General features: G+C 37.3%; 19 protein-coding genes and 1 pseudogene. 12 read left to right on the top strand and 8 right to left on the bottom strand.

Annotation, left to right across the window (positions count from 1 at the left end):
- Positions 1-639: 639 nt before the first annotated feature.
- Positions 640-1,857: an alpha/beta hydrolase family protein gene (locus ACQKNZ_RS00005; protein ID WP_427657353.1), complete on the top strand. Its 1,218-nt coding sequence runs from the start codon at positions 640-642 to the stop codon at positions 1,855-1,857.
- Between the two features lie 103 nt (positions 1,858-1,960).
- Here ACQKNZ_RS00005 and ACQKNZ_RS00010 read toward each other — a convergent pair whose 3' ends face one another.
- Positions 1,961-2,866, bottom strand: coding sequence for an EamA family transporter (locus tag ACQKNZ_RS00010; RefSeq protein ID WP_144538268.1), 906 nt, complete (start codon positions 2,864-2,866; stop codon positions 1,961-1,963).
- A gap of 19 nt (positions 2,867-2,885) precedes the next feature.
- Positions 2,886-3,455: a GNAT family N-acetyltransferase gene (locus ACQKNZ_RS00015; protein WP_427657355.1), complete on the bottom strand. Its 570-nt coding sequence runs from the start codon at positions 3,453-3,455 to the stop codon at positions 2,886-2,888.
- An 85-nt stretch (positions 3,456-3,540) separates the two neighbouring features.
- Between ACQKNZ_RS00015 and ACQKNZ_RS00020 the strand changes: the two genes are divergently transcribed.
- From ACQKNZ_RS00020 to ACQKNZ_RS00045, 6 genes are all read left to right on the top strand, one after another.
- Entirely contained in the window at positions 3,541-3,738 is a 198-nt protein-coding gene (locus ACQKNZ_RS00020; protein WP_225216048.1) for a PLDc N-terminal domain-containing protein, read from the top strand.
- Positions 3,735-4,634 carry an ABC transporter ATP-binding protein gene (locus ACQKNZ_RS00025; RefSeq protein WP_427657357.1) on the top strand — a complete coding sequence of 300 codons (900 nt, stop codon included), beginning with the start codon at positions 3,735-3,737 and terminating at the stop codon, positions 4,632-4,634. The genes ACQKNZ_RS00020 and ACQKNZ_RS00025 overlap by 4 nt, the downstream gene beginning before the upstream one ends.
- Positions 4,631-5,413 carry an ABC transporter permease gene (locus tag ACQKNZ_RS00030; protein ID WP_427657359.1) on the top strand — a complete coding sequence of 261 codons (783 nt, stop codon included), beginning with the start codon at positions 4,631-4,633 and terminating at the stop codon, positions 5,411-5,413. Before ACQKNZ_RS00025 ends, ACQKNZ_RS00030 begins: the two co-directional genes overlap by 4 nt.
- A 17-nt stretch (positions 5,414-5,430) precedes the next feature.
- Positions 5,431-6,135, top strand: a complete 705-nt coding sequence (locus tag ACQKNZ_RS00035) for a CBS domain-containing protein (RefSeq protein WP_144538272.1) — start codon at positions 5,431-5,433, stop codon at positions 6,133-6,135.
- A 100-nt stretch (positions 6,136-6,235) separates the two neighbouring features.
- Entirely contained in the window at positions 6,236-6,523 is a 288-nt protein-coding gene (locus ACQKNZ_RS00040; RefSeq protein ID WP_229653977.1) for a hypothetical protein, read from the top strand.
- A 121-nt stretch (positions 6,524-6,644) separates the two neighbouring features.
- Positions 6,645-7,445: a metallophosphoesterase gene (locus ACQKNZ_RS00045; RefSeq protein ID WP_191697329.1), complete on the top strand. Its 801-nt coding sequence runs from the start codon at positions 6,645-6,647 to the stop codon at positions 7,443-7,445.
- Between the two features lie 52 nt (positions 7,446-7,497).
- On the opposite strand, the gene ACQKNZ_RS00050 is transcribed toward ACQKNZ_RS00045, so the two are convergent.
- From ACQKNZ_RS00050 to putP, 5 genes are all read right to left on the bottom strand, one after another.
- Positions 7,498-8,097, bottom strand: coding sequence for a hypothetical protein (locus ACQKNZ_RS00050; RefSeq protein ID WP_427657362.1), 600 nt, complete (start codon positions 8,095-8,097; stop codon positions 7,498-7,500).
- Positions 8,098-8,211: 114 nt separating this feature from the next.
- Positions 8,212-8,811 (bottom strand): response regulator transcription factor, encoded by a 600-nt coding sequence (locus tag ACQKNZ_RS00055; protein WP_144538275.1) that lies wholly within the window; start codon positions 8,809-8,811, stop codon positions 8,212-8,214.
- Between the two features lie 2 nt (positions 8,812-8,813).
- Positions 8,814-9,944: a sensor histidine kinase gene (locus ACQKNZ_RS00060; protein WP_427657364.1), complete on the bottom strand. Its 1,131-nt coding sequence runs from the start codon at positions 9,942-9,944 to the stop codon at positions 8,814-8,816.
- An 86-nt stretch (positions 9,945-10,030) separates the two neighbouring features.
- The gene (locus ACQKNZ_RS00065; protein WP_144538277.1) at positions 10,031-11,071 is read right to left on the bottom strand and encodes a fatty acid desaturase; all 1,041 of its coding nucleotides are present in this window, start codon (positions 11,069-11,071) and stop codon (positions 10,031-10,033) included.
- 155 nt (positions 11,072-11,226) lie between these two features.
- On the bottom strand, positions 11,227-12,720 hold the full coding sequence (putP, locus tag ACQKNZ_RS00070; RefSeq protein WP_427657367.1) for a sodium/proline symporter PutP: 1,494 nt from the start codon (positions 12,718-12,720) through the stop codon (positions 11,227-11,229).
- A 146-nt stretch (positions 12,721-12,866) separates the two neighbouring features.
- On the opposite strand from putP, the gene ACQKNZ_RS00075 reads away from it, so the two are divergent.
- The 3 genes and pseudogenes from ACQKNZ_RS00075 to ACQKNZ_RS00085 all read left to right on the top strand — a co-directional run bounded on the left by ACQKNZ_RS00075 (position 12,867) and on the right by ACQKNZ_RS00085 (position 17,622).
- Positions 12,867-14,033 carry an exonuclease SbcCD subunit D gene (locus tag ACQKNZ_RS00075; protein ID WP_151111806.1) on the top strand — a complete coding sequence of 389 codons (1,167 nt, stop codon included), beginning with the start codon at positions 12,867-12,869 and terminating at the stop codon, positions 14,031-14,033.
- Positions 14,030-17,110 (top strand): AAA family ATPase, encoded by a 3,081-nt coding sequence (locus ACQKNZ_RS00080; protein ID WP_427657369.1) that lies wholly within the window; start codon positions 14,030-14,032, stop codon positions 17,108-17,110. Before ACQKNZ_RS00075 ends, ACQKNZ_RS00080 begins: the two co-directional genes overlap by 4 nt.
- Before the next feature lie 39 nt (positions 17,111-17,149).
- Positions 17,150-17,622: pseudogene (locus tag ACQKNZ_RS00085) on the top strand (nucleoside deaminase).
- Between the two features lie 591 nt (positions 17,623-18,213).
- On the opposite strand, the gene ACQKNZ_RS00090 reads toward ACQKNZ_RS00085, so the two are convergent.
- A complete protein-coding gene (locus ACQKNZ_RS00090; RefSeq protein WP_340843987.1) occupies positions 18,214-19,563 on the bottom strand; it encodes a M48 family metallopeptidase in 1,350 nt (449 codons plus the stop codon).
- A gap of 122 nt (positions 19,564-19,685) precedes the next feature.
- Between ACQKNZ_RS00090 and ACQKNZ_RS00095 the strand changes: the two genes are divergently transcribed.
- On the top strand, positions 19,686-20,513 hold the full coding sequence (locus tag ACQKNZ_RS00095) for an ABC transporter permease (protein ID WP_144538283.1): 828 nt from the start codon (positions 19,686-19,688) through the stop codon (positions 20,511-20,513).
- Between the two features lie 4 nt (positions 20,514-20,517).
- Entirely contained in the window at positions 20,518-21,297 is a 780-nt protein-coding gene (locus ACQKNZ_RS00100; protein WP_144538284.1) for an ABC transporter ATP-binding protein, read from the top strand.

The raw sequence follows: 21,297 nt of genomic DNA on the forward strand, positions 1-21,297 counted from the left end.
ATCTAAGCAAGTGTGCGAGAAAGCAGAGGGGCAAAGAGTTCGAGGAAGCAAGGAAGAGAGGCTCGGAGCGTATAGCATACGCGAGAACCGATCGATTGCGGCTGACGAAGAAATCTGCCGCCCATCTGCTTTCGCAGCCGCGCCGATGGTAGTTGGGGGTCCCCCTGCAAGAGTAGGACGTCGCTGGGCACTGGAAAAAGTCGTTACCGAGAAATCGGTGACGGCTTTTTTGTTTGTTCTATAAAGAAATTAGAAGTGCCGAAGGTACTAACCATTCCTAACTAAGCAAGTGTACGAGAAAGCAGAGGGGCAAAGAGTTCAAGGAAGCAAGGAAGAGAGGCTCGGAGCGTATAGCATACGCGAGAACTATCGACTGCGGCTGACGAAGAAATCTGCCACACCCATCTGTTTTCGCAGCCCAAGGAACATGCAAATTTAAACCATTTAAGTTTATGATGAATAATTTTAATAATTATTTTAAACTACAATTAAAATATTTACTCCTTTATGCACTTCTGTTATACTTAAAATAGAACAGATGGGGGGATGGAAATAATCAATAAAAAGGGCCTTATATTAACTTTAATATTTCTTTTTATAATACTTTCAGCTTGTAGTAACAAACAGGAGGTGAACGATGTGACCAAAGGTAAGGATGAATCAAAGAAAACTGTTTCCTTAGAGAATGTAGAAGGGATTTGGGAAGGATCTATTAATGTGCCTAATCAGCCGTTACCAATCACTATACAGTTTACAAAAGAAAAAGGTAGTATTAGTATCCCTATCCAGGGTTTAAATGATTATCCGCTTACCAATATTACTCTAAATGATACTGATATTACTTTTAACATGCCGCTGCCGGGACAAAAGATATCCTTTCTAGGAAAGCTGGATAATGAAAAAATCGCAGGGACGTTTACACAACAAGGGCAGTCGTTCCCGTTTGAATTGAGCAAAGTAAATGAACTTGAAGGAACTGCTGAGCATTTAGAAGAAATTGAAGTAATGGGTGGCAAAATGATTGGTCAAATAGAAGTTCCAGAGGGGGAAGGACCTTTTCCGCTTATGATTATTCTTGCAGGTTCAGGACCCACCGATCGTAATGGAAACTCCTTAGTTATGGTAGGGAAAAATAATAGCTTAAAAATGATTGCAGAAGAACTAGCAGCAGAGGGAATTGCTAGCATACGCTATGATAAAAGAGGAGTAGGACAAAACATTGATCTTGCCACAAAGGAAGAAGAACTAAGATTTCATCACTATATTGAAGATGCAGAAGCTTGGGCAAACTTTGCAAAAGATGACGAACGCTTTAGTGATATAGGCTTCATAGGTCATAGTGAAGGATCTCTTATAGGTATGGTTGCTGCAAAAGAGGTAGAAGCCTCTATATTTATATCACTAGCAGGTGCGGGAAGACCAATAGATGAGATATTAAAAGAGCAATTAAGCGCTCAGTTACCAAATAATCTTATGGAGGAATCTCAAAAAATATTAGAAAAGCTTAAGCAAGGTCAACAGGTGGATGAAGTCTCTAATGAATTACAAAGCATATTTCGTCCGTCTGTTCAACCATATATGATTTCATGGTTACAATACAATCCAGCTGAACAAATTCAACAATTAGATTCAAGAGTATTAATCGTGAACGGTACATTAGATATGCAAGTTCCAAGTAACGATGCAAAACTTTTACATCAAGCAAAGGGAGATTCTGAACTATTGATCATTGAGAAAATGAATCATGTATTAAAGGAATCCCCAGACGATGAAGCAGGAAATATGGCAACATATACAGATCCGAGCCTCCCGCTAGCAGATGGATTGGTTGAAGGAATCCTTAAGTTTATTAAATAAGAAAATGAAGGTATCTACCTTAAGTAAATGAGTGATAGAAAGCTATTCCTAAATCTTTTCTTATCATAAAAAAAACGCTGAACTAGTAGTTCAGCGTTTCAAGTTAAAATATAGCCTTCTGTTGTTTTTGTTTTCTTCGGATGTCTGCAATTGTAGGTATACACATACCTATCAATATGACAACGATTCCTAGTACCTGTAGCCAGGTAAGAGCTTCACTTAGAACAAGTACGGATACCATAACAGCAACTGGCAATTCCATAGCACTTAAAATAGATGAAACTGCACCGCCTACTTTTGGTACAGCAATTACGAAGAAATAAATTGGGATAATGATACCTAGTAATCCTAAGCCTAGTCCCAAGAAAAGAAGAGATTCTGTGAAAAGTTTCCCATTCCACATAATTTCTGGGCTTTGGAAAACCGAAATCATCAAAGCAGCGATAAAGGAAACCCATAGCAGACGAGTAGTAGTATTCATTCCCTCTACTTGTTTAGTATTGATGTTCATGTTAAGTGAGAAGGATACCGCGGCTGCGAAACCATAAACCCAGCCTCTCCAGTCGATTCCACTTAAATCGACGTCTAGTACACCTGCAGCTAGTAAAGTACCAGCAAATAAAATAATAAGAGAGATAACTTCTGCTCGAGAAGGTAATCTTTTTCTTATAATACAATCAATCAATGTGCCAATCCAAGTAAACTGGAAGAGCATGACTACTGCTAGAGAGGCTGGTAAATATATAAGAGCTTGTCCATAGACAATACCCGTAGTTGCTGTAAAAATACCTGCTAACAGTACAATTTTAAACCCGCCATAAAGGCGTGGTATTTTTCTTTGTGTAACCATGTAGATGAGTAATGCTAATAGGAAACCAACAATATATTGACTGGAAACAGCTTCAGAAGCTGTATATCCTTGTCCAATTGCTAACTTCACCATTGTTGATAAGGTCCCATAACAGCTGGCTGCGAAGACAACCATTAAAGGGTAAATCCATAATTTCATAACCTTGCTTCTCCTTCAATCAGGGGCCTACCGTTTTCACCATGTGATAGAAAGGCTCGCCGATAATGGTCCAAGGACAAACACTTTCAAATCCTAGACGATTATATAAGCGTATTGCAGCCTCTTTCTCAGTTTCTACATTCAAGGAGAGTTTCCCGCCACCGTTATTTTTAACTACTTGTTCAGCAAAATTTAACAGTTTCGTTCCAATCCCATGTCCACGATAGGTTGGGTCAACGACTACAGTATCTATATACCATTCTCCAGGTAACGTCTCTTTATCGATTGTAACCTGTGTTCCACTTTTGGCTGAAAGATACTTCTCTAAATTAGCATCCAAAGTAACTGCTTGTTCAGCAGTATAAAAAACTAGAACTCCAGCAACTTGACCTTCCATTTCTGCAACGTATGTATTTAAAAATGAATGACGATTGCTGGTTTGAGTAAATAAGTGAATGAATTCCTGGGTAATTGCTGATTCTTCAGTTTCACCAGTCATTTGCATAGAAATATCTCCGATTGCCTCCATGATCAGCGGAACTGAGGCTTCGGCGTCTTCTCTTTTAGCTTTTCTTATAATAGTTTCCATTCAATTCACCCCCCAATTTTTTATTATAACATAATTTATGAAACCTTTCTTTTATAAAGGTAGGAATTAAAAAGGAGGAACTATATTGAATTTTTCAACTATACCTTGGGAATTAGTATTACCAATTATTATTTTACAATTCATTTTAATGTTGGTAGCCTTTATTGACCTTATAAGAATATATGCAACAAATGGTCCTAAGTGGCTATGGGCAATAATTATATTAATATCTGGAATATTAGGTTCTATTTTATATTTTATAGTGGGGAGACGTAACGAATGACAATATTATTAAGCGTAGAATCACTAACAAAAGAATATGGAAGAGAAACAGTAGTTCGAGATGTATCCTTTTCATTGATGAAAAATACTTCTACTGCTTTGATTGGGCCTAATGGGGCGGGTAAAACGACTACTCTCTCTATGCTGACAGGTCTTGTGGAGCCAACATTTGGTGATATTAAGTTAGATGGAAATAAGAGTGATCCTAGGAGCATGATTGGTTTTTTACCCCAGTATCCTAAATTTTTTTCGTGGCTTACAGCACTTGAGTTTACCGAGATGACAGCAAAATTAAGTGGGATAGAGACGAGAACGGCCAAATTAGAAGCAGAGAAAATATTAGATTTTGTAGGTTTAGAAAAAGCAAAGAAGAAAAAAATAGGAACATTTTCTGGTGGAATGAAACAAAGGTTAGGATTAGCACAGGCTATTGTACACCAACCATCCCTCCTTTTGTTAGATGAGCCAGTATCGGCTTTGGACCCAGTAGGTAGACGAGAGATATTGAATCTCTTAAAGGAGCTTCAAGAAAAAACGACTATCCTATATTCCACGCATATTTTAAATGATGCAGAGGAAATGACAGATCAACTATTATTTTTAAGAAACGGAGAACTAGTCGAACAAGGATCTCTGTCGATGGTTCGTGAAAAGTATGCCAATCCAATGATTAAAGTCTTTTTCTCTAACGAGCAAGATTCTGGAAGGTTTGTGAGTAGTTCCCCATGGAAAGCCATTCAAAAAGGGAAATCTGTCTGGATTCCTTTACGAGGAATGGAGCCTGAAATGAGAGAGATTCTAGCGTATGTTGCCCTAGATGACTGGAATATCCAAAAGATAGAGAAGGCTGCAGCTAATCTCGAGGAAATATTTATGCAGGTGGTGAACAAACAATGAGGACATTTCTAGTGTTATTTCAAAAGGAATGGAGAGAAAATACTCGTAATTTCAAACTTCTATGGATTCCTCTCGTATTTGTTCTCTTTGGAATTACTGAGCCAGTAGCTAATTACTATATGCCACAGATTTTAAGCTCTGTTGGCAATCTACCAGAGGGTACAGTCATTCAATTCCCTCCAATGACGCCTGAGCAAATACTAATGTCCACCATTAATCAATATCAATTAATCGGAATGCTAGTAGTGACATTAGCGTTTGCAGGGCTAGTATCTAGGGAACGAAAAAATGGAACAGCTACTTTGTTATATGTTCGGCCTATTTCATTTACCGACTATGTAAGTAGCAAACTAGCAGTAATGAGTATAATCGTTGTAGGAAGTTTTATTATAGGAATTATGGCAAGTCTATATTATACGTCGATTCTTTTTGGAACAATTGAATTCTCCAGCTTCTTTGGATTTTTAGGTACTTATATCATATGGCTTTTATTTGTCGTAAGTATTGTTTTGTTTTCAAGCGCTGCATTCTCTACAGGGATTGCTTCTACCATATCTGTCATTTTGGTAATATTTGTTCAGTTTGTAGATGGATTGTTAGGCACATACTGGACTATCTCTCCATGGAAGCTACCGATGTATGCGGGGCTAGTCTTAAATGGGGATATACCACACAGTTCTTTCATGTGGAGCATGTTAATCACTATATTGGTAATTGGCATTTTACTGATTGGAGCAGTGTATTTTGCTAAAAAGAATATATTTAAAGCAAAAATATAATACGAGGTGACTAAAGCATGGAGTTACGTAACTCGGATCGTTTCATTACATCCTATAACCGTTTAGACAAAATCATGAGAGAGATGGTTGGTACGCAGGAGCACCTATCTTTTTTTAGGCTAATTGACTTCGCGAAAAAGAAGAACGCTATTATTAGAAGATATGAAGCAGATTTACGAGAGTATGGCGATTTAAGAAATGCCATTGTACATCATAGAACAACAATGGAATATGCTATAGCTGAACCTCATGAAGAGGTCGTAGCAAGGATGGAAGAACTAGAGGGCGCTCTTAGTAAACCTATAACTGTGGCTCAAATGTTCTCAGGTAATGTGACTACCTTTCAAGAAACAGATTCTTTAATCTATGCACTAAAGATTATTAAGGACAAAAAATATAATCAGTTTCCTGTATATAGTGATGATAAATTTAAGGGGCTCATTACACCTGTAGGGATTACTATGTGGATGGCAAGTGAGGCTGAATCCGAGAACTTCTCCCGAAAAAAAGCTACTTTGGGTGAAATTCTGAAGCATGAAAGTAATAGAGAGAATCATCGGTTTGTAGAAGCTGATATGTCTGTCTATGAGGCGCTGGAAATATTCAAATCTGCAATTGGAAGAGGGAAGAGATTAGAAGCTCTTCTCATTACCAAGAATGGAAAATTAAGCAATCAATTAATTGGAATTGTAACTCCAATGAGTATGATGAAAATTCAATAATTCTTTTCTATAATTAGATGACTATTTTACCTTTTATAACGTAAAATGGAAATAGACATGATTTTCTCATGTAATTATAATAGGGAATGGAGGAATTGATTTGAACACGTATGAAGAGGAGCAGCTACAAAAGTACAAACCAGAAGGCTCGACTTCAAAGACTTCTACTGAGATGTCCGTAGGAGATTGGCTAATCACTATGCTTATTATGATTATTCCAATCGCCAATTTAGTTATGCTGTTTATCTGGGGGTTTGGAAATCCAGATCCAAGACGTAACTATGCACGAGCAACACTTATTTGGATGGCTATTTCTATAGTGTTAACTATTTTGCTTTATGCTATTATATTTTTCTTTGTTTTTTCAGCCACTAGTGGAATGAACTAGCACTTATTTCCTGGGAAATAAGAAAAGTCGACAAATTTAGCAATCCCCATATAAATGTATGGGGATTATTTTGAATCTCACGTGAACAACCTCTTTGTACATACAAACTAGGAGATTTTAGATGAAAAAATGGATTTTTTTATTAGTAGTAATATTAGCTGTGTCGCTTTACATAGGGAACACTCGCGTAAGTATTAACGAAGTTACAATTGAATCAGAAAAGATTCCAGCTAGCTTTAATGATTGGACAATACTACAAATTTCAGACTTACATGATGCAACATTTGGGGAAAAACAAGTAAAACTCGTCAATAAGATTAAGGACATAAACCCGGACATTATTTTTATAACGGGTGATATAATTGACAGCAATCGCTATGACTTACAGAATAGTCTAGATTTAGTCAATCAAATTATTAATATAGCACCAGTTTACTATGTTACAGGGAATCATGAAATTGCCACCAATGATGTAAATCATATTAAAACTTCCTTACAGAATGTGGGTGTCCATGTTTTAACCAATGAAGAAGAAATGATGGAATATAACGGTGAAAAGATGCGTATTATCGGCATTGAAGACCCCTTAAGCGGTTTCTCGGTTAATGAGCAGCTTAAGCGGTTTGAAGATAGCGAGGATTATACGCTAGTGCTGTCCCACCGACCAGAGGTATTTCAAGACTATGTAGATTATAAAATGGATTTAGTGTTCTCTGGTCATGCGCATGGAGGCCAATTCCGAATTCCCGGATTAGGAGGTTTAGTTGCTCCTGGGCAGGGAGTGTTTCCTAAATATACATCAGGAACCTATGAAGCAGAGGATACAACAATGATTGTAAGCCGTGGTTTAGGTAACAGTTTGGTACCTATTCGTGTATTTAATACTCCTGAGTTAGTCGTTGTCACATTAAAAAGTAAGTAAAACCCCCTGCAAATTTCACATTTAGAGTGAATAAAAGCAGGGGGTTTTATATTTATTTATCTACTATTTGAAATGTCTCTAGTATACTTCGGAAATTCGAACCGTGACCTTCAGCAGCTTCTAGAAAATACTTCTGTGTAATAACAAAGCTGCCACCATTACCATTGTCAATGATATAAATGTCGCCGACCGGACTATCCCAATTAGTTAACCCCGTAGTATCATGGCTAATTGCGTGCAACCAGTATCCTCTCACTGGTTCTGTAACAGTCTCTGTTTCTTTCGGACTGGTATAATCCAATTCTATTTGTTTTTCTAAAATGGGGAGCAGCTCATCCGGTGTTTGATCTTTGATTTGTTCAATTTTCATAGAAACCTCTGGATACTTTTCCTCTAAAGGCTCTCTTGTTGTAAGAACGTCCGACTGGTCGCCTAAGATTAGCTTATAACGATCTTCGTCAAAGTTAATCGTGTAATGCACTTGCTTGTCGGTGCTTTCCTGTTCCCGCTCCGTCATAATTGCCTCTTGATTCTCCTGGGATACTTCCTTGTCGGGAGCTTCAACATTGCTAAATACATTTGGGACAAAAACAATTAATAGTACGACACATGCAATTAGGACAAGGGTTAAAATAAGATACTTTTTTTTCATATTTCACTCTCCTCCTTTTATTAAAGGATTATTGACTTGACTAGTACAATTCAAAAGTGTGTAAAGTATTAGACGCGAAATATGGAAAAAAGTAACTATAAAAATGGAGAATTATTATTTGAACCAACCTTTTTCTTTAAAACGAGAGATTGCTTCAATTCGATTACCCACTTGAAGCTTTTCTAAAATCACTGATATATAATTTCGGACAGTCCCTGTTGTAATGAAAAGCTCATTTGCAATTTCTTTTGTATTTTTGCCATCGGCAATTAGTTCAAGAACTTGGCTCTCTCTTTCGGTTAAAGGATTCTCTTCTTCAAAGGCCATATCTACTAATTCTGGAGCATAAATTCTGCGGCCATCCATAATTATACGGATAGAATTTGCGAGCTCCTCACTAGGACTATCCTTTAAAAGATAACCATTAACTCCTGCTTTACGTGCTCTTTCAAAATATCCTGAGCGGGCAAAGGTAGTTAATATAATTACCTTACAAGGGTTATCTTTTAACTCTTCCGCAGCATCTAGTCCACTTTTAATAGGCATTTCAATATCCATAATACAAATATCAGGTTGAAGCTGTTGAATAAGTTTAAGAGCTTCCTCTCCATTATTTGCTTTACCGATTACTTCCATGTCTTCTTCTAGATTGAGAAGAGAGCCAAGTGCCCCTAACACCATCCGTTGATCTTCAGCTATAACAATTCGTATCATGTCTAATCCTCCTGCCGTGTTTGTAATATTACATTTGGAACTCGTATATTGATGGTAGTGCCATTTTTTGAATAGATATCAAGACTGCCATTTACAAATTCCAATCGTTCCTTAATACCTTGCAATCCATGTCCTTTAATCCAATCCTTACTAAGATCTAAACCCTTGCCATTGTCATGTACCTTCAGTAGGGTTTCTTTAGCAGACTGCTTGAGAGAAATCGAACACGATGTAGCTCCACTATGTTTTACTACATTCGTGACTGTTTCCTTCAGACACATACTTAGCATATTTTCTACAATTGGAGGGAGTTTAACATTGTTGAGAGAACCACTAAATTTACAAGAAATTTCCGCAGCGTTTAATATTTGTTGCACTCGATAAATCTCATCCTCTAATTTAGTACCCCGCATGTTTGTAACTAATTCCCGTACTTCCTTCAAAACGGAACGTGCAGTCTGGTGAATATCTTGAATTTCATGCTTGGCTGCCTCAGGGTCCTTATCCATTAATCTTCCAGCTAAGTCGCTTTTTAATCCTATCATTGATAGCTTTTGACCAAGCGTATCATGTAAATCTCTTGCTATTCTTTCTCGTTCCTCTATAACCATATAATGAGCAATACGCTTATTAGCATCCTCTAATTGGCCCTCTAACATTTCTCGTTTATGTCGATTATAAGTGCTAAAAGGCAATAGGATTACACCAAGCATACATATGACTAAAAATGGCCATTGAGAGATAAATAGCTCTATTTCTACAAAGAAACCAATGATGACTACAGTTAAGGTAGCAACAATATTTAAGCTATATATCAAAAAGAAGCCTACCTTTTGTGTGATATTACCAATAAAGAAAGAAAGAAAAATAGAGAAGTATATATAGCCGTAAAAGAAGGTCATAAATAAGCTAATCGTTATTTCAATAGCTAAACAGACGTATAAAAACCAACCTGTAGACTTAAAGGAGAGACGATATGCAATAAAGAATATGCCGGTTAAAAGTAAGCCGAAAATAATTTCTGAAAGCTCATTGGAACGAAAGATGAAGAAGAAAGGGAAGATACAAAATACTACCCAAGCATAAATACTTAACCAGGGAGATTTAGGGAAAATTTGATACCACTTTGTCATTTATAAGACACCTCTCGCATATATGCTTTCCTATATTATAATAGAAAAACCATTCCCTCGTAAAAAGGAATGGTTAAATTAGGGATTTATTTTCCTTCAAATGTTGTATTTTTAGCATTTAGATTGGATTGCTTCAGCAAATGCTTAATCTCTTTAAAGCTTACAAAGCTTTTATTTTCTTCATCAAACAAACGGAAATGAATGGACTGTAAGCTAGTACGAAGATTGATGGTTGTTGCCTTGTGTAAAGGTGGTGTCGATTCATGTGCTTTTTCTAAATTGTAATTAGGAACTCTTGGACTTAGATGGTGCACATGATGAAAGCCGATATTGCCAGTTACCCATTGTAGTACACGTGGTAACTTGTAATAAGAGCTTCCTTCGATGGCAGCTTTCACATAATCCCATTCTTTCTCATCCTCGAAATAGGAATCCTCAAACTGATGTTGTACGTAGAATAACCAAATACCTAATGCTCCTGCTACAAAAAGAATAGTTCCTTGAATAATTGCAAAGGCTTGCCAGCCAATCATCCAAATCATGAAAGAATAAATTGCAATCACTGAAATGTTAATGATATACGTATTATTACGCTCTTTTCCTCGAGCGCCTTTGCGATTAAAACGATTACTTACTAAAAATAGTAATGCAGGTCCTAAGCCAAACATAACGATAGGATTGCGATATAGTCGATAAGAAAGTCGCTTCATAGGTGAAGCCTCTACATACTCTTCAACGGTCATCATCCAAATATCGCCGACTCCACGTTTATCTAGGTTACCGCTAGTTGCATGATGAATATTATGCTCGCGTTTCCACTTTTCGTAAGCAAATAATGTGATAATACCAGTGATAGTTCCTGTTATATTGTTAGCTTTTTTATTTTTAAAGAAGGATCCGTGTGTGCAATCATGAAAGATAATAAATATACGAACGACAAATCCTGCAGCAATGACAGACAATCCAACAGTCAGCCATACAGAAATGTCGAGGCTTAAATAGGCTAAAAACCAGAGGATAAAAAATGGTGGAATCGTATTAACCAACTGGACGATACTTTTCTTTAACTCGGAATTTTCAAATGGCTTTACATTTTTACGTAACTCGAGTGTTTTTTCTCTACTCATTATTATTCCTCCTACATATAAAACTTGTTAGGTTAACTATATAGAAGTGTTGGTATTAGGAGTAGGCATAAACGTCAAGTCAACACTATGACAAATATCATATAGGACAATATATAGAAAAAGAGCTAACCGTTGATATGCGGTTAGCCCTTTGCTTATTTTTTACTACGTTCTTCTTTTAACAATCTAACTGTTTCATCGAATTCTTTTTCGATCTCTGCATTAGGCTTGTAGGTTAACAAGCTTACTACAACAGTGAAAATAAGAGCTAAAAGGAAACCTGGAACAATTTCATATAATGCATCTGAAAGTGTTTCGTTAGTACCCCAAATGACAACAGTTATTGCACCGATGATCATTCCCCATACTGCACCTTGTGAAGTTAGCTTTCTCCAATACAAAGAAAGTAAAATAACCGGTCCGAAAGCAGCTCCAAAACCAGCCCAAGCAAAGGAAACAAGTTTTAAGATAGTAGACTCTTGATCCCAACCAATTACCAAGGCTATTATAGATACAACTAGTACGGCAAGGCGTCCATATAAAACATATGTTTTATCAGAAGCATCTGTTTTAATCACTGCTTTGTACAAGTCTTCTATTAGAGCCGAAGAAGTAACTATTAGCTGAGAAGAGATGGTACTCATTACTGCAGCTAAAATAGCAGCTAGCATGATGCCTGCAATAAATGGATGGAATATAATTTGCCCAAGAGCAATAAATACAGTTTCAGGATTATCTAAACTAAGGTTTGGGTTTTGTTGATAATATGCAACTCCAACTAAAGAAGTTCCAATTGCTCCAGCTAAACTTAGAATCATCCAACCGATACCGATGCGACGAGCTTGTTTAGTTTCTTTTACAGAGCTTATAGCCATAAAACGAACAATGATATGAGGCTGCCCAAAGTAGCCAAGTCCCCATGCAACGGCAGAAACAATTCCAACAAAGGTAGTACCTGCAAATAAGCTAAGATGAGTTGGATCTGCTGCTTTTATCGATTCTACAGTTTCACTTAACCCACCAGTTGTAAATACTCCCACTATTGGAACAGCAATTAAAGCAAGGAACATTAGAAGACCTTGAAGGAAATCTGTGTAACTAACTGCAAGGAAGCCCCCAAATAGTGTATAGGCTACTGTTACTCCCGATACAATTAACAGACCCGTGTGGTAGTCTAATCCAAAAGAGCTTTCAAAGAAAACTCCGCCTGAAACCATTCCTGAAGATACATAAAATGTAAAGAATAAAAGAATAATCAGGCCGGAAGCCACTCGTAATAAACGAGAAGATTGCTTTAAACGACTTTCTAAGTAACTTGGAATAGTAATGGAATCATTGGAAACTTGTGTGTATACACGTAATCGTGGTGCCACATATAACCAGTTTAAATATGCTCCAATGGTTAAACCAATCGCTATCCAAGCTTCTCCCATCCCACTAAGATATATTGCTCCGGGTAACCCCATCAATAACCAACCAGACATATCGGCAGCTCCTGCACTTAATGCAGTAACAGCTGGACCGAGTGAACGTCCGCCTAGCATATAATCTGTCAAATTAACCGTCTTTCTGTACGAATAATAACCAATAGCAAGCATGGCCACCATATATATGGCTATGGCTATTATTTGATAAGTTTCTGCTGACATATAACATCCTCCTCTGGTCATAATAATAACATTTTTACTATTTAACTTCATTAGGAAATCTTAGCAAGTTAATATAACCTGTTATTTATAAATGATAAAATAGATATAAATAAACATACTAACTTTATATAGGAGGGTATTTTCTCTTGAAAATATTTCACACAGCAGACTGGCATTTAGGCAAATTAGTACAAGGTATCTACATGACCGAAGATCAGAGACTTGTGCTAGCCCAATTTTTAAAAGCAATAGATGAAGAAAAACCAGATGTGGTGATTATAGCTGGTGATTTGTATGACCGAGCTGTGCCACCTTCTGATGCTGTAAATTTATTGAATGATATACTGGCTGATATCGTGTTAAAACATCAGACTCCTGTACTAAGCATCGCTGGAAATCATGACAGCCCAGGTCGTTTGAACTTTGGTAGCAACATTATGAAAGAAACTGGTTTACATATAGTGGGACAACTAACAAAAGAACTTACATCAGTGACAATAAATGATGACTATGGAGAAGTAGAGTTTCATCTAGTACCGTATATGGATCCTTCACAGGTTCGATTTATAATGGAGGATGAGACAATTACTAGTCATCAGCTAGCCATGAAAAAAATAGTGGAAGAAATAGAATTACAAATGGATTCTACTAAAAGACATGTATTAGTAGGACATGCCTTTGTTACACCTCAAGGACAAGAGGAGGAAAATACTAGTGAGTCAGAAAGACCACTAGCAATTGGAGGAGCCGAGTATGTCGACGCTTCTCTATTTAAGAACTTTCATTACACGGCATTAGGCCATCTTCATCAAGCACATTATGTGCAAAATGAAACCATTCAATACGCCGGATCACCTTTAAAATATTCAATATCAGAGGAACATCATAAAAAAGGTTTTTTAATAGTAGAACTTGATAAAGAGGGTAATTTAAAGGTAGAAAAGAGGCTGCTAATCCCTAACAGAGATATGCGTACAGTGGAAGGCTATTTAACTGACATTCTTCAGCACCCGACAAGTGAGGATTATATTTTTGTTAAGTTGCTAGACGATACACCAGTACTTTCGCCAATGGAGCAAATTCGAACTGTGTATCCTAATGCGATGCATGTAGAAAGAAAGGTATTTCAATCCATTGGATTAGGTAAAACAGAAGAACAGATAAGCCGCCATAAAATGGATGACTTTATGTTATTTGAATCGTTTTATGAGGAGATAAGGGGACAAGCTCCGGCAGAGGAAACTAAGGAGCTATTTAAGGGAGTGCTTTCTGGCTTAATGCTTGAAGAGAGAGAAGGAGGGAGCGGAGCATGAAGCCAATTCAATTGAAAATGACCGCATTCGGTCCTTATAAATTTACAGAAACCATTAACTTTTTGGATTTGAAGGACCATCGCCTATTTGTTATATCAGGAGCTACTGGAGCGGGAAAGACTACTATATTTGATGGCATAAGCTTTGCTCTATATGGCTCCGGAAGCGGGGAAGATAGAAAAGATACAAAAATGTTGCGAAGCGACTTTGCACTGGACAATACGCACACTTCTGTTGAATTGATTTTTGAAATATTTAATAGGAAATATCGTATTTTTAGACAGCTTCCTCATGTTAAAAAAGGAAATAAAAGCTCAACAGGTGAAAGATATGAGTTCTTTGAGATTAAGGAGACAGGAGAAGTACCTGTTGTCGAAAGACAAATAGTTTCAGAGATTAACAAAAAGGTTGAGGACATCATTGGACTTACGCAAGATCAATTCAGCCAAATCGTCATGCTTCCCCAGGGGGAATTTAGGAAACTATTAACCTCTTCTACAGAAAACAAGGAAGCAATCCTTCGAAAAATTTTTAAAACCGAACCTTATAGAATGATCAATGAAAGGTTAAAAGAGAAAAAAGTAGTCGCTGAAGCTGAGCTTAAAAAAGAAGAAAGTACTCGCAATAGTTATTCCGAACAAATTGTGGCTTCGTTTCCGAAACGAGAATCTAGACTTTTTGAGTTACTGGAGGATGGTCAATTTAATATCTTCCAATTACAAGATGCCTTGCAGGCGGAGACTAAGTTTTACTGCCAAAAGATTAAAAAAGATGAAGTTTCCAGTGAGGAAGCATATGAAAATCAAATTGCCAAGCAGTCTGCATACTACAGTGCTAAAAATACAAATATACAACTGGAAGAGCTAGAGTTCAAAGAGCAGAAGTTACAACAGCTTCTTGGGCAGGAGATTGCGTATGTAGAAGAAGGAAAAAAGTTAGAGGCTGCAGAGAGAGCAAGCTCAATAGAAGCAATCGAAAACTACTATAGAGAAACAGTGACGGAAGAAAATCTAAAGGCAAGCCTAATGGAGAAAGCAAAGGAAGAGCTAGCTTTAAAGGCTAATTTCTTTAGCCAAATGGAGAAAGAATTTCTTCAAGAATCAAACAGGAAACAAGAGCGAGAGCTAAGTGTAAAGGCTTTAATCCAGCTAAATGCTCTACTGCCATTAATGGAAGAGCTAGAGCAAAAGAAAACGCAATTAAAAGAAACTGATGATAGCCAAAATAAATTAAAAGCACAGCTAGATTTAAAAATAGGCAAGTACCAGCAAGCTAAGACAAGCATCCTTTTGTTGAAAGAAAAAAAAGAAGAACTAGAAGAGCGGGTCGATCTGTTAGATAACAAGGTTCAACAATATTCTCAGATTAAAGAGCATTATCAGCTAATGCAGGGATTTATACAGCAGGAGAAGACGTTTGAAGAATTGAAGCGTCTAGAAGAAACGGAAGAAAAAGTATATCTGGAAGCCAAGCTAACACTTCAACATGAAGAGGAGAAATGGCTAACTAGCCAAGCAAGTATTCTGGCCTCTAAGCTCGTTGACGGGGAAGCTTGTCCTGTGTGTGGCAGTACCGAACATAAGCCAACTAGTACGCGAATTCATGAAGATATATTAAACGATGTCCAAATGCAAATGCTTAAAGGTAATTTAACCCAAAAGGAAACTAGCTTTTTAACCGTCCGTACCAAAAGAGAAAATGCTCAGGAAAATGTAGAAAAAATATTAGAGCAATTAGAAGAGCTTCAATTATCTATTTTAGAAATAGAGCAAGTGAAGCTAGATGTTGAAAAGCTAGAAATAGAAATAGGAGAGCTGCGTTCCGATAAAGCAAACCTAAATTCCTTAAAAGAAGCATACAAAAAAAACTTAGAACAAATAGAGCAATTAGAAGATGAAAAAAATAATATAGAAAAATTATACCTTCAGATAAAAGGTGAATATGAGCAGGTAAAAGCAGTAGTAGATTCAAAACAGAGCTCTATTCCAAGTACAGTGGCTAATTTAGACGACCTACAGGACCAAATTAGAGCGGCTAAAAGATTTAAGGAGCAGCTAGAAGATACGTGGGAGCAAGTGCAAAAGAAATATAAAGAAGCTGAGGATTCGAATACGAAAGCTGAGATGAAGCTCGAGCATGCCATTCAATCTGCGAAGGAAGCCATACGCAAGAAAGAGAAGGCCGATCACCAGTTCAAAGAAGCATTATCTAAGGCGGGCTTTGAGACGATAAGAGCTTATGAGGAAGCAAAAATGGGTGAACGTGATCGAGAGACACTAAAGGAACGCTGTGAAGCTTACAAACAGGCAGTGCATACCTTTACTGAGCAAGTTAAGGATGGGCAGAAGAAGCTTGAAGGTAAAAGTAAGGCTGATTTAAAGTTACTTGAAGAGGAGCTAACTCACCTTAAAAATGCATACGAATCAGCGTTAAACACTCTAAACAGTACAAAGGAATACGTAAAAGCTGGAACAGAAATACAAGAAAAATTATCATTATCTAGCGAGCGTATAGCCAAATTAGAGCAACAAGTAGGTCATATCCTCGATTTGTATGAATTGCTTAGAGGGCAAAATCCTTTAAAGATCTCATTTGAACGATATATACAAATTGAGTACTTAGAGCAAATCATTCATGCAGCCAATGAGAGGCTGAAGTATTTATCGAATGGCCAGTACCAACTAATGAGAAGCGATAGACAGGAAACCCATGGGAAACAAAGTGGGCTTGGATTAGATGTATATGATGCCTATACCGGTCAAATTCGTGATGTAAAAACATTGTCAGGAGGAGAAAAGTTTAATGCCTCCCTATGCCTTGCTCTCGGTATGTCGGACGTCATCCAGGGTTATCGTGGAAGTGTAAGGATTGAAACGATGTTTATCGATGAAGGCTTTGGTTCTCTAGACGAGGAATCATTAAATAACGCAATAGATACACTAGTAGACCTTCAGAAATCAGGACGAATGGTTGGTGTAATTTCTCATGTTAGTGAGCTTAAGTCGGCCATTCCTGCGATTCTTGAAGTGGAAAAGCTAAAAGAAGGCTACAGCCAAACAAAATTTGTGATTAAGTAACGGGGGAGCACCATGGACATAGATCGACACTTCTTAGAGATGGCATTAGAGGAAGCAGAAAAAGCTTTAGAGGAGAATACCTATCCAGTTGGTTCGGTTATTGTAGATGAACATTTTAACCTCATTGCAAAAGGCAGAAACAGAGTGCATCCAAGTCAGGATATTACGGCACATGCTGAGATTGAAGCCATACGAAACGCAGGATCAGCAATGTTTGATGCTAAAATAAAAAACAAGAAGTTTACGCTTTATAGCTCACTCGAGCCATGCCCAATGTGTACGGGAGGAATATTGTTTGCTAAGATCCAGCGGGTAGTATGGCTACTAAATGATGACGAGGGATTCGGAGGATATAAGAGGCTAAGGGACACCTCCATCTCCTAGAAAAATTTGACCGTATTGAAGTGATGGAAGAACCGTTTGAGGATCTAAAGCAAAGACAAATGATATTAATGAATAGCTGGAAGACAAACATTAATAATGTAACATCATTACGTAATAATTTATCATAGAAGGAAAAAGACTTTAGCTCATGGAGGAAATGATGATGACTTTTCTAATGCAAAAGACGCTCGCAAAAATGCAATTAAGTTGAGTATCTTCCTTTTTTGAGTGAGACCTTTACTTTAAGCAGTAAAAACGAAGCGGAAATCGATTAAATACATTATTCTTAACTTAAATACTTTAGCTCAAATGCTTTTATAATAATGCAAAAAACAAATAATGAGCTAAATTACCAATAGCACTTTAACATTTCTACTTAATGCATGATTGTAGCGAAAGGCGGCGACTCCAGTGGGATGAGTGAGACAGATAAGACATCACAAACGCGCGTGTAGAGAGCGGTGATGGCTTAAAGCTCACCCCACGGAAAGCTATCATATTTGATTACTTAGCCCTTATTATTATTTATTAGTTGAAGAAAGAATATGGATGGCTTTATTAATAAAATTACCGAAAAAGGTGTCTGGTCATATCACGACCAGACACCTTAAATTTAAACGATAATGTTATATAAGAAGACTGTTTCAACTGAAGGCTTTTAAAGTTGCTTTTGTATTTCTCCTATCTCCAGTAGCGCCCTTTAATGGTCTACTATAAAATTATTCTGGTATTAACCCTTTTACTGTATCTGCGAATTGTTCCTCACTAACCCCTAGAATATTAGTCCCAGAGTATCCTTCTGGATCAATCTTAGTAGGATCGGCTCCATACACATGTAATAAGGCTGCCAATTCGTAGTTATCTTCATAAAAAGAAGCAGTTAGAGCGTTTGAATAGAGATCCTCTGTATTAGCGTTAGCTCCAGCTTCGAGTAAAATATATGCTAACCTGGTATCGTTTGCATATACTGCATGATGTAAAGCTGTTGTTTCTTCTGCATCTCGTTCCTCTAAATCAACTCCACTGGCTACAAGCTCCTGAACCGTTATATAATCGCCATTCACAACTGCTTCCATTAAAGGAGTCATATTAAGGGATTCCATTGGTAATGGTGCGGAGGATGCGTCAACTGTTGACTCCTCTGAAACAGAAGTATTTAATGCTGCTTCATTCTCAAAAAAATCTTCAGGGAAAATACTAGCATAGGTTAGAGATCCTGCTAGAACTATAGCTATGATTCCAAAATAACCAATGAAGAAAATACCAAACAGGGCACCAACTCCAAGAGCTATTTTGTTTGCGTTAGGATAATAGGTAGGAGTTCCTTCTACCTGCATAAAATGCCCGACTGCTTGGACTCTTTTAGGAGTTGTTGGATGGGAAGAAAGTATTTCACCAAGCCATGTAATTACGTTAGACTCCGTCGAAATTTGTTCTAAATATGCATCCTCATTTACCTCTTTATAAAGTTCCTTTCCAATACTCAAAATGGTCAGTCCACGCTTAGCTGCTGCCCCGTCTTGGATGAAATAAGCTGCTTGGCGGTCGCATGTATACTCACAAGCACGGCTATAAGCTTGTGAAAGAAATGGAAGTAATTGAGCTGGCATGATTAAAATGTTTTTCCATATATGATTTCGTTTAATATGTGTAAGCTCATGGGCGATGATAAAATCAAGCTCTGCTTCGCCCTGCTCTCTAGCAAGCTCAAAAACTTCTGAATATAGAACAACCATATTTTTTCCTAAAAAGCGTGTTGCAAATGCGTTAAATGCCCCCTCGGAATGAACCACAAATATATCCGGTACACGTTTTAGTTTCATATCGTGAGACATACGTGTTATGCGTTCATACACATCAGGAAATTGCCTTTCACTAATTCGAATTCCATTTGCCCTAACATAGCCGAGATGCATAATAAGTGCATATGTACTGATTAAAAACAAGACTACAAAAATAGCAATCCCAAAAATAGTTGCTATAGCTATAACATAAATTAGCAGACTAAATAGGATACATAAAATAAAATATGGCAATTCTCGGTTAGATCTTAACTGTTTGTCTGTCATATTCTTCCTCCTTTTGATGATATTAAATTAACAAATACTACAATTTAAGTCAATTTTCATTATAGGCTCTTTCACACATTTTCGCCATTCGACATATTATTTTTAGAAAGAGGTGGTGAAAGATGCGCGATGAAAAAGGGCTTGTAGACAGGGACTACGAGCCTTATGAAACGGAACAAAAGGAATGGAAAAAGCAACAACTAAGAGAACGAGGTAAGCAACTTTTAACAATTACTTCCCCAATACTCATCTTAATCCTTTGGGAGGTTTTTTCGCGAACGGGAATTTTAGATATTCGCTTTTTCCCTCCTCCTTCAGCCATAGTATCGACATTTTTTGAACTAGCTACAAACGGGATGCTCTGGACCCATGTATCAGTTTCGCTCTATAGAATTGCGATGGGTTTCCTGCTTGGTGTCATTCCTGGAGTGGTCATCGGGTTGTTAATGGGATTGTATGCACCTATTCGACATTTTATATCTCCAATTGTCATGGCTTTTATGCCAATTCCAACTCTCGCTTTAATGCCAATTATCATTATTCTTTTTGGTATTGGAGACTTCTCTAAAGTAGTAACAATTGCTGGAAGTGTATTTTTTCCTGTTGTTATTAATACAGTTGCTGGTGTGTTGAACATAGACCAAGTACATTTGGACGTAGCTAAAAATTATGGGGCAAGTCCAAAGAACTTCTTCGTAAAAATTGCTTTTCCTGGAGCCTTGCCCGTGATGCTAGAGGGCATTCAAATGGGGCAGGCAATCGCATTATTAACCATCGTTGCAGCAGAAATGATGGGAGCTACATCCGGTATTGGATTTTTAATATGGACCTCTTATAAGGCATTCATGTTAAAAGAAATGTTCGTTGGTTTAGTACTCATTTCTTTTTTTGGGTTTTTATTTTCCCTTCTCCTGCGTGGACTGCAAAAGAGAATCGTACCATGGAGGTGAGTAAATGAGTAGCAAAGTAAAAATATCTATTGATAACATGACTAAGGTTTTCTATAAAAAAAATAATAGTGTCACGGCTATAAAGAACATTTCCCTTCAAGTAAATGAAGGGGAATTCATCTGTTTAGTTGGACCAAGTGGATGTGGAAAGACAACTCTTCTACGAATTCTTGCTGGACTTGAAACACCGAGCTCTGGCTCTTTTTCAATTGATGCAGAGGCAGGCAACCGTCCTCTACAATCCATGGTTTTTCAAGAAAAAGGAGTTATTCCGTGGCTGACAGTTGAAGAAAACGTCGCCTTTGGATTAAAAATGAGGCATCTACCTCAGGAGTTTGTAAAGAAGCAAACTGACTATTACTTAAAAAAGGTAGGATTAATTAACTTTTCAACTCTTTATCCAAAGGAGCTTTCTGGAGGAATGAAGCAAAGGATTAGTATCGCTAGGGCTTTTGCCAATGACCCAGAAATACTTTTAATGGATGAACCATTTGCTGCTTTAGATGAACAGAACAAATTTATACTGCAGGAAGAATTATTATCTATCTGGTCTGAAAATAAAAAAACCGTTTTATTTATCACTCATAGCATTGATGAGGCATTGTTACTGAGTGATCGGATAGTATTATTAAGCTCTCATCCAGGTGAGATTGTCAGAGAGATAAAAGTTCCTATGCCAAGACCACGTACGATGGAGCAGGTTAGGGCAAATGCAGAGATGGCTGAACAATTTATATCTATATGGAATCATTTACAGCAAGAAGTTCAAAAATCGAGAAAATAA

It is taken from the genome of Psychrobacillus sp. NPDC093200, assembly GCF_050280345.1.
GTDB classification, from domain to species: Bacteria; Bacillota; Bacilli; order Bacillales_A; family Planococcaceae; genus Psychrobacillus; species Psychrobacillus faecigallinarum.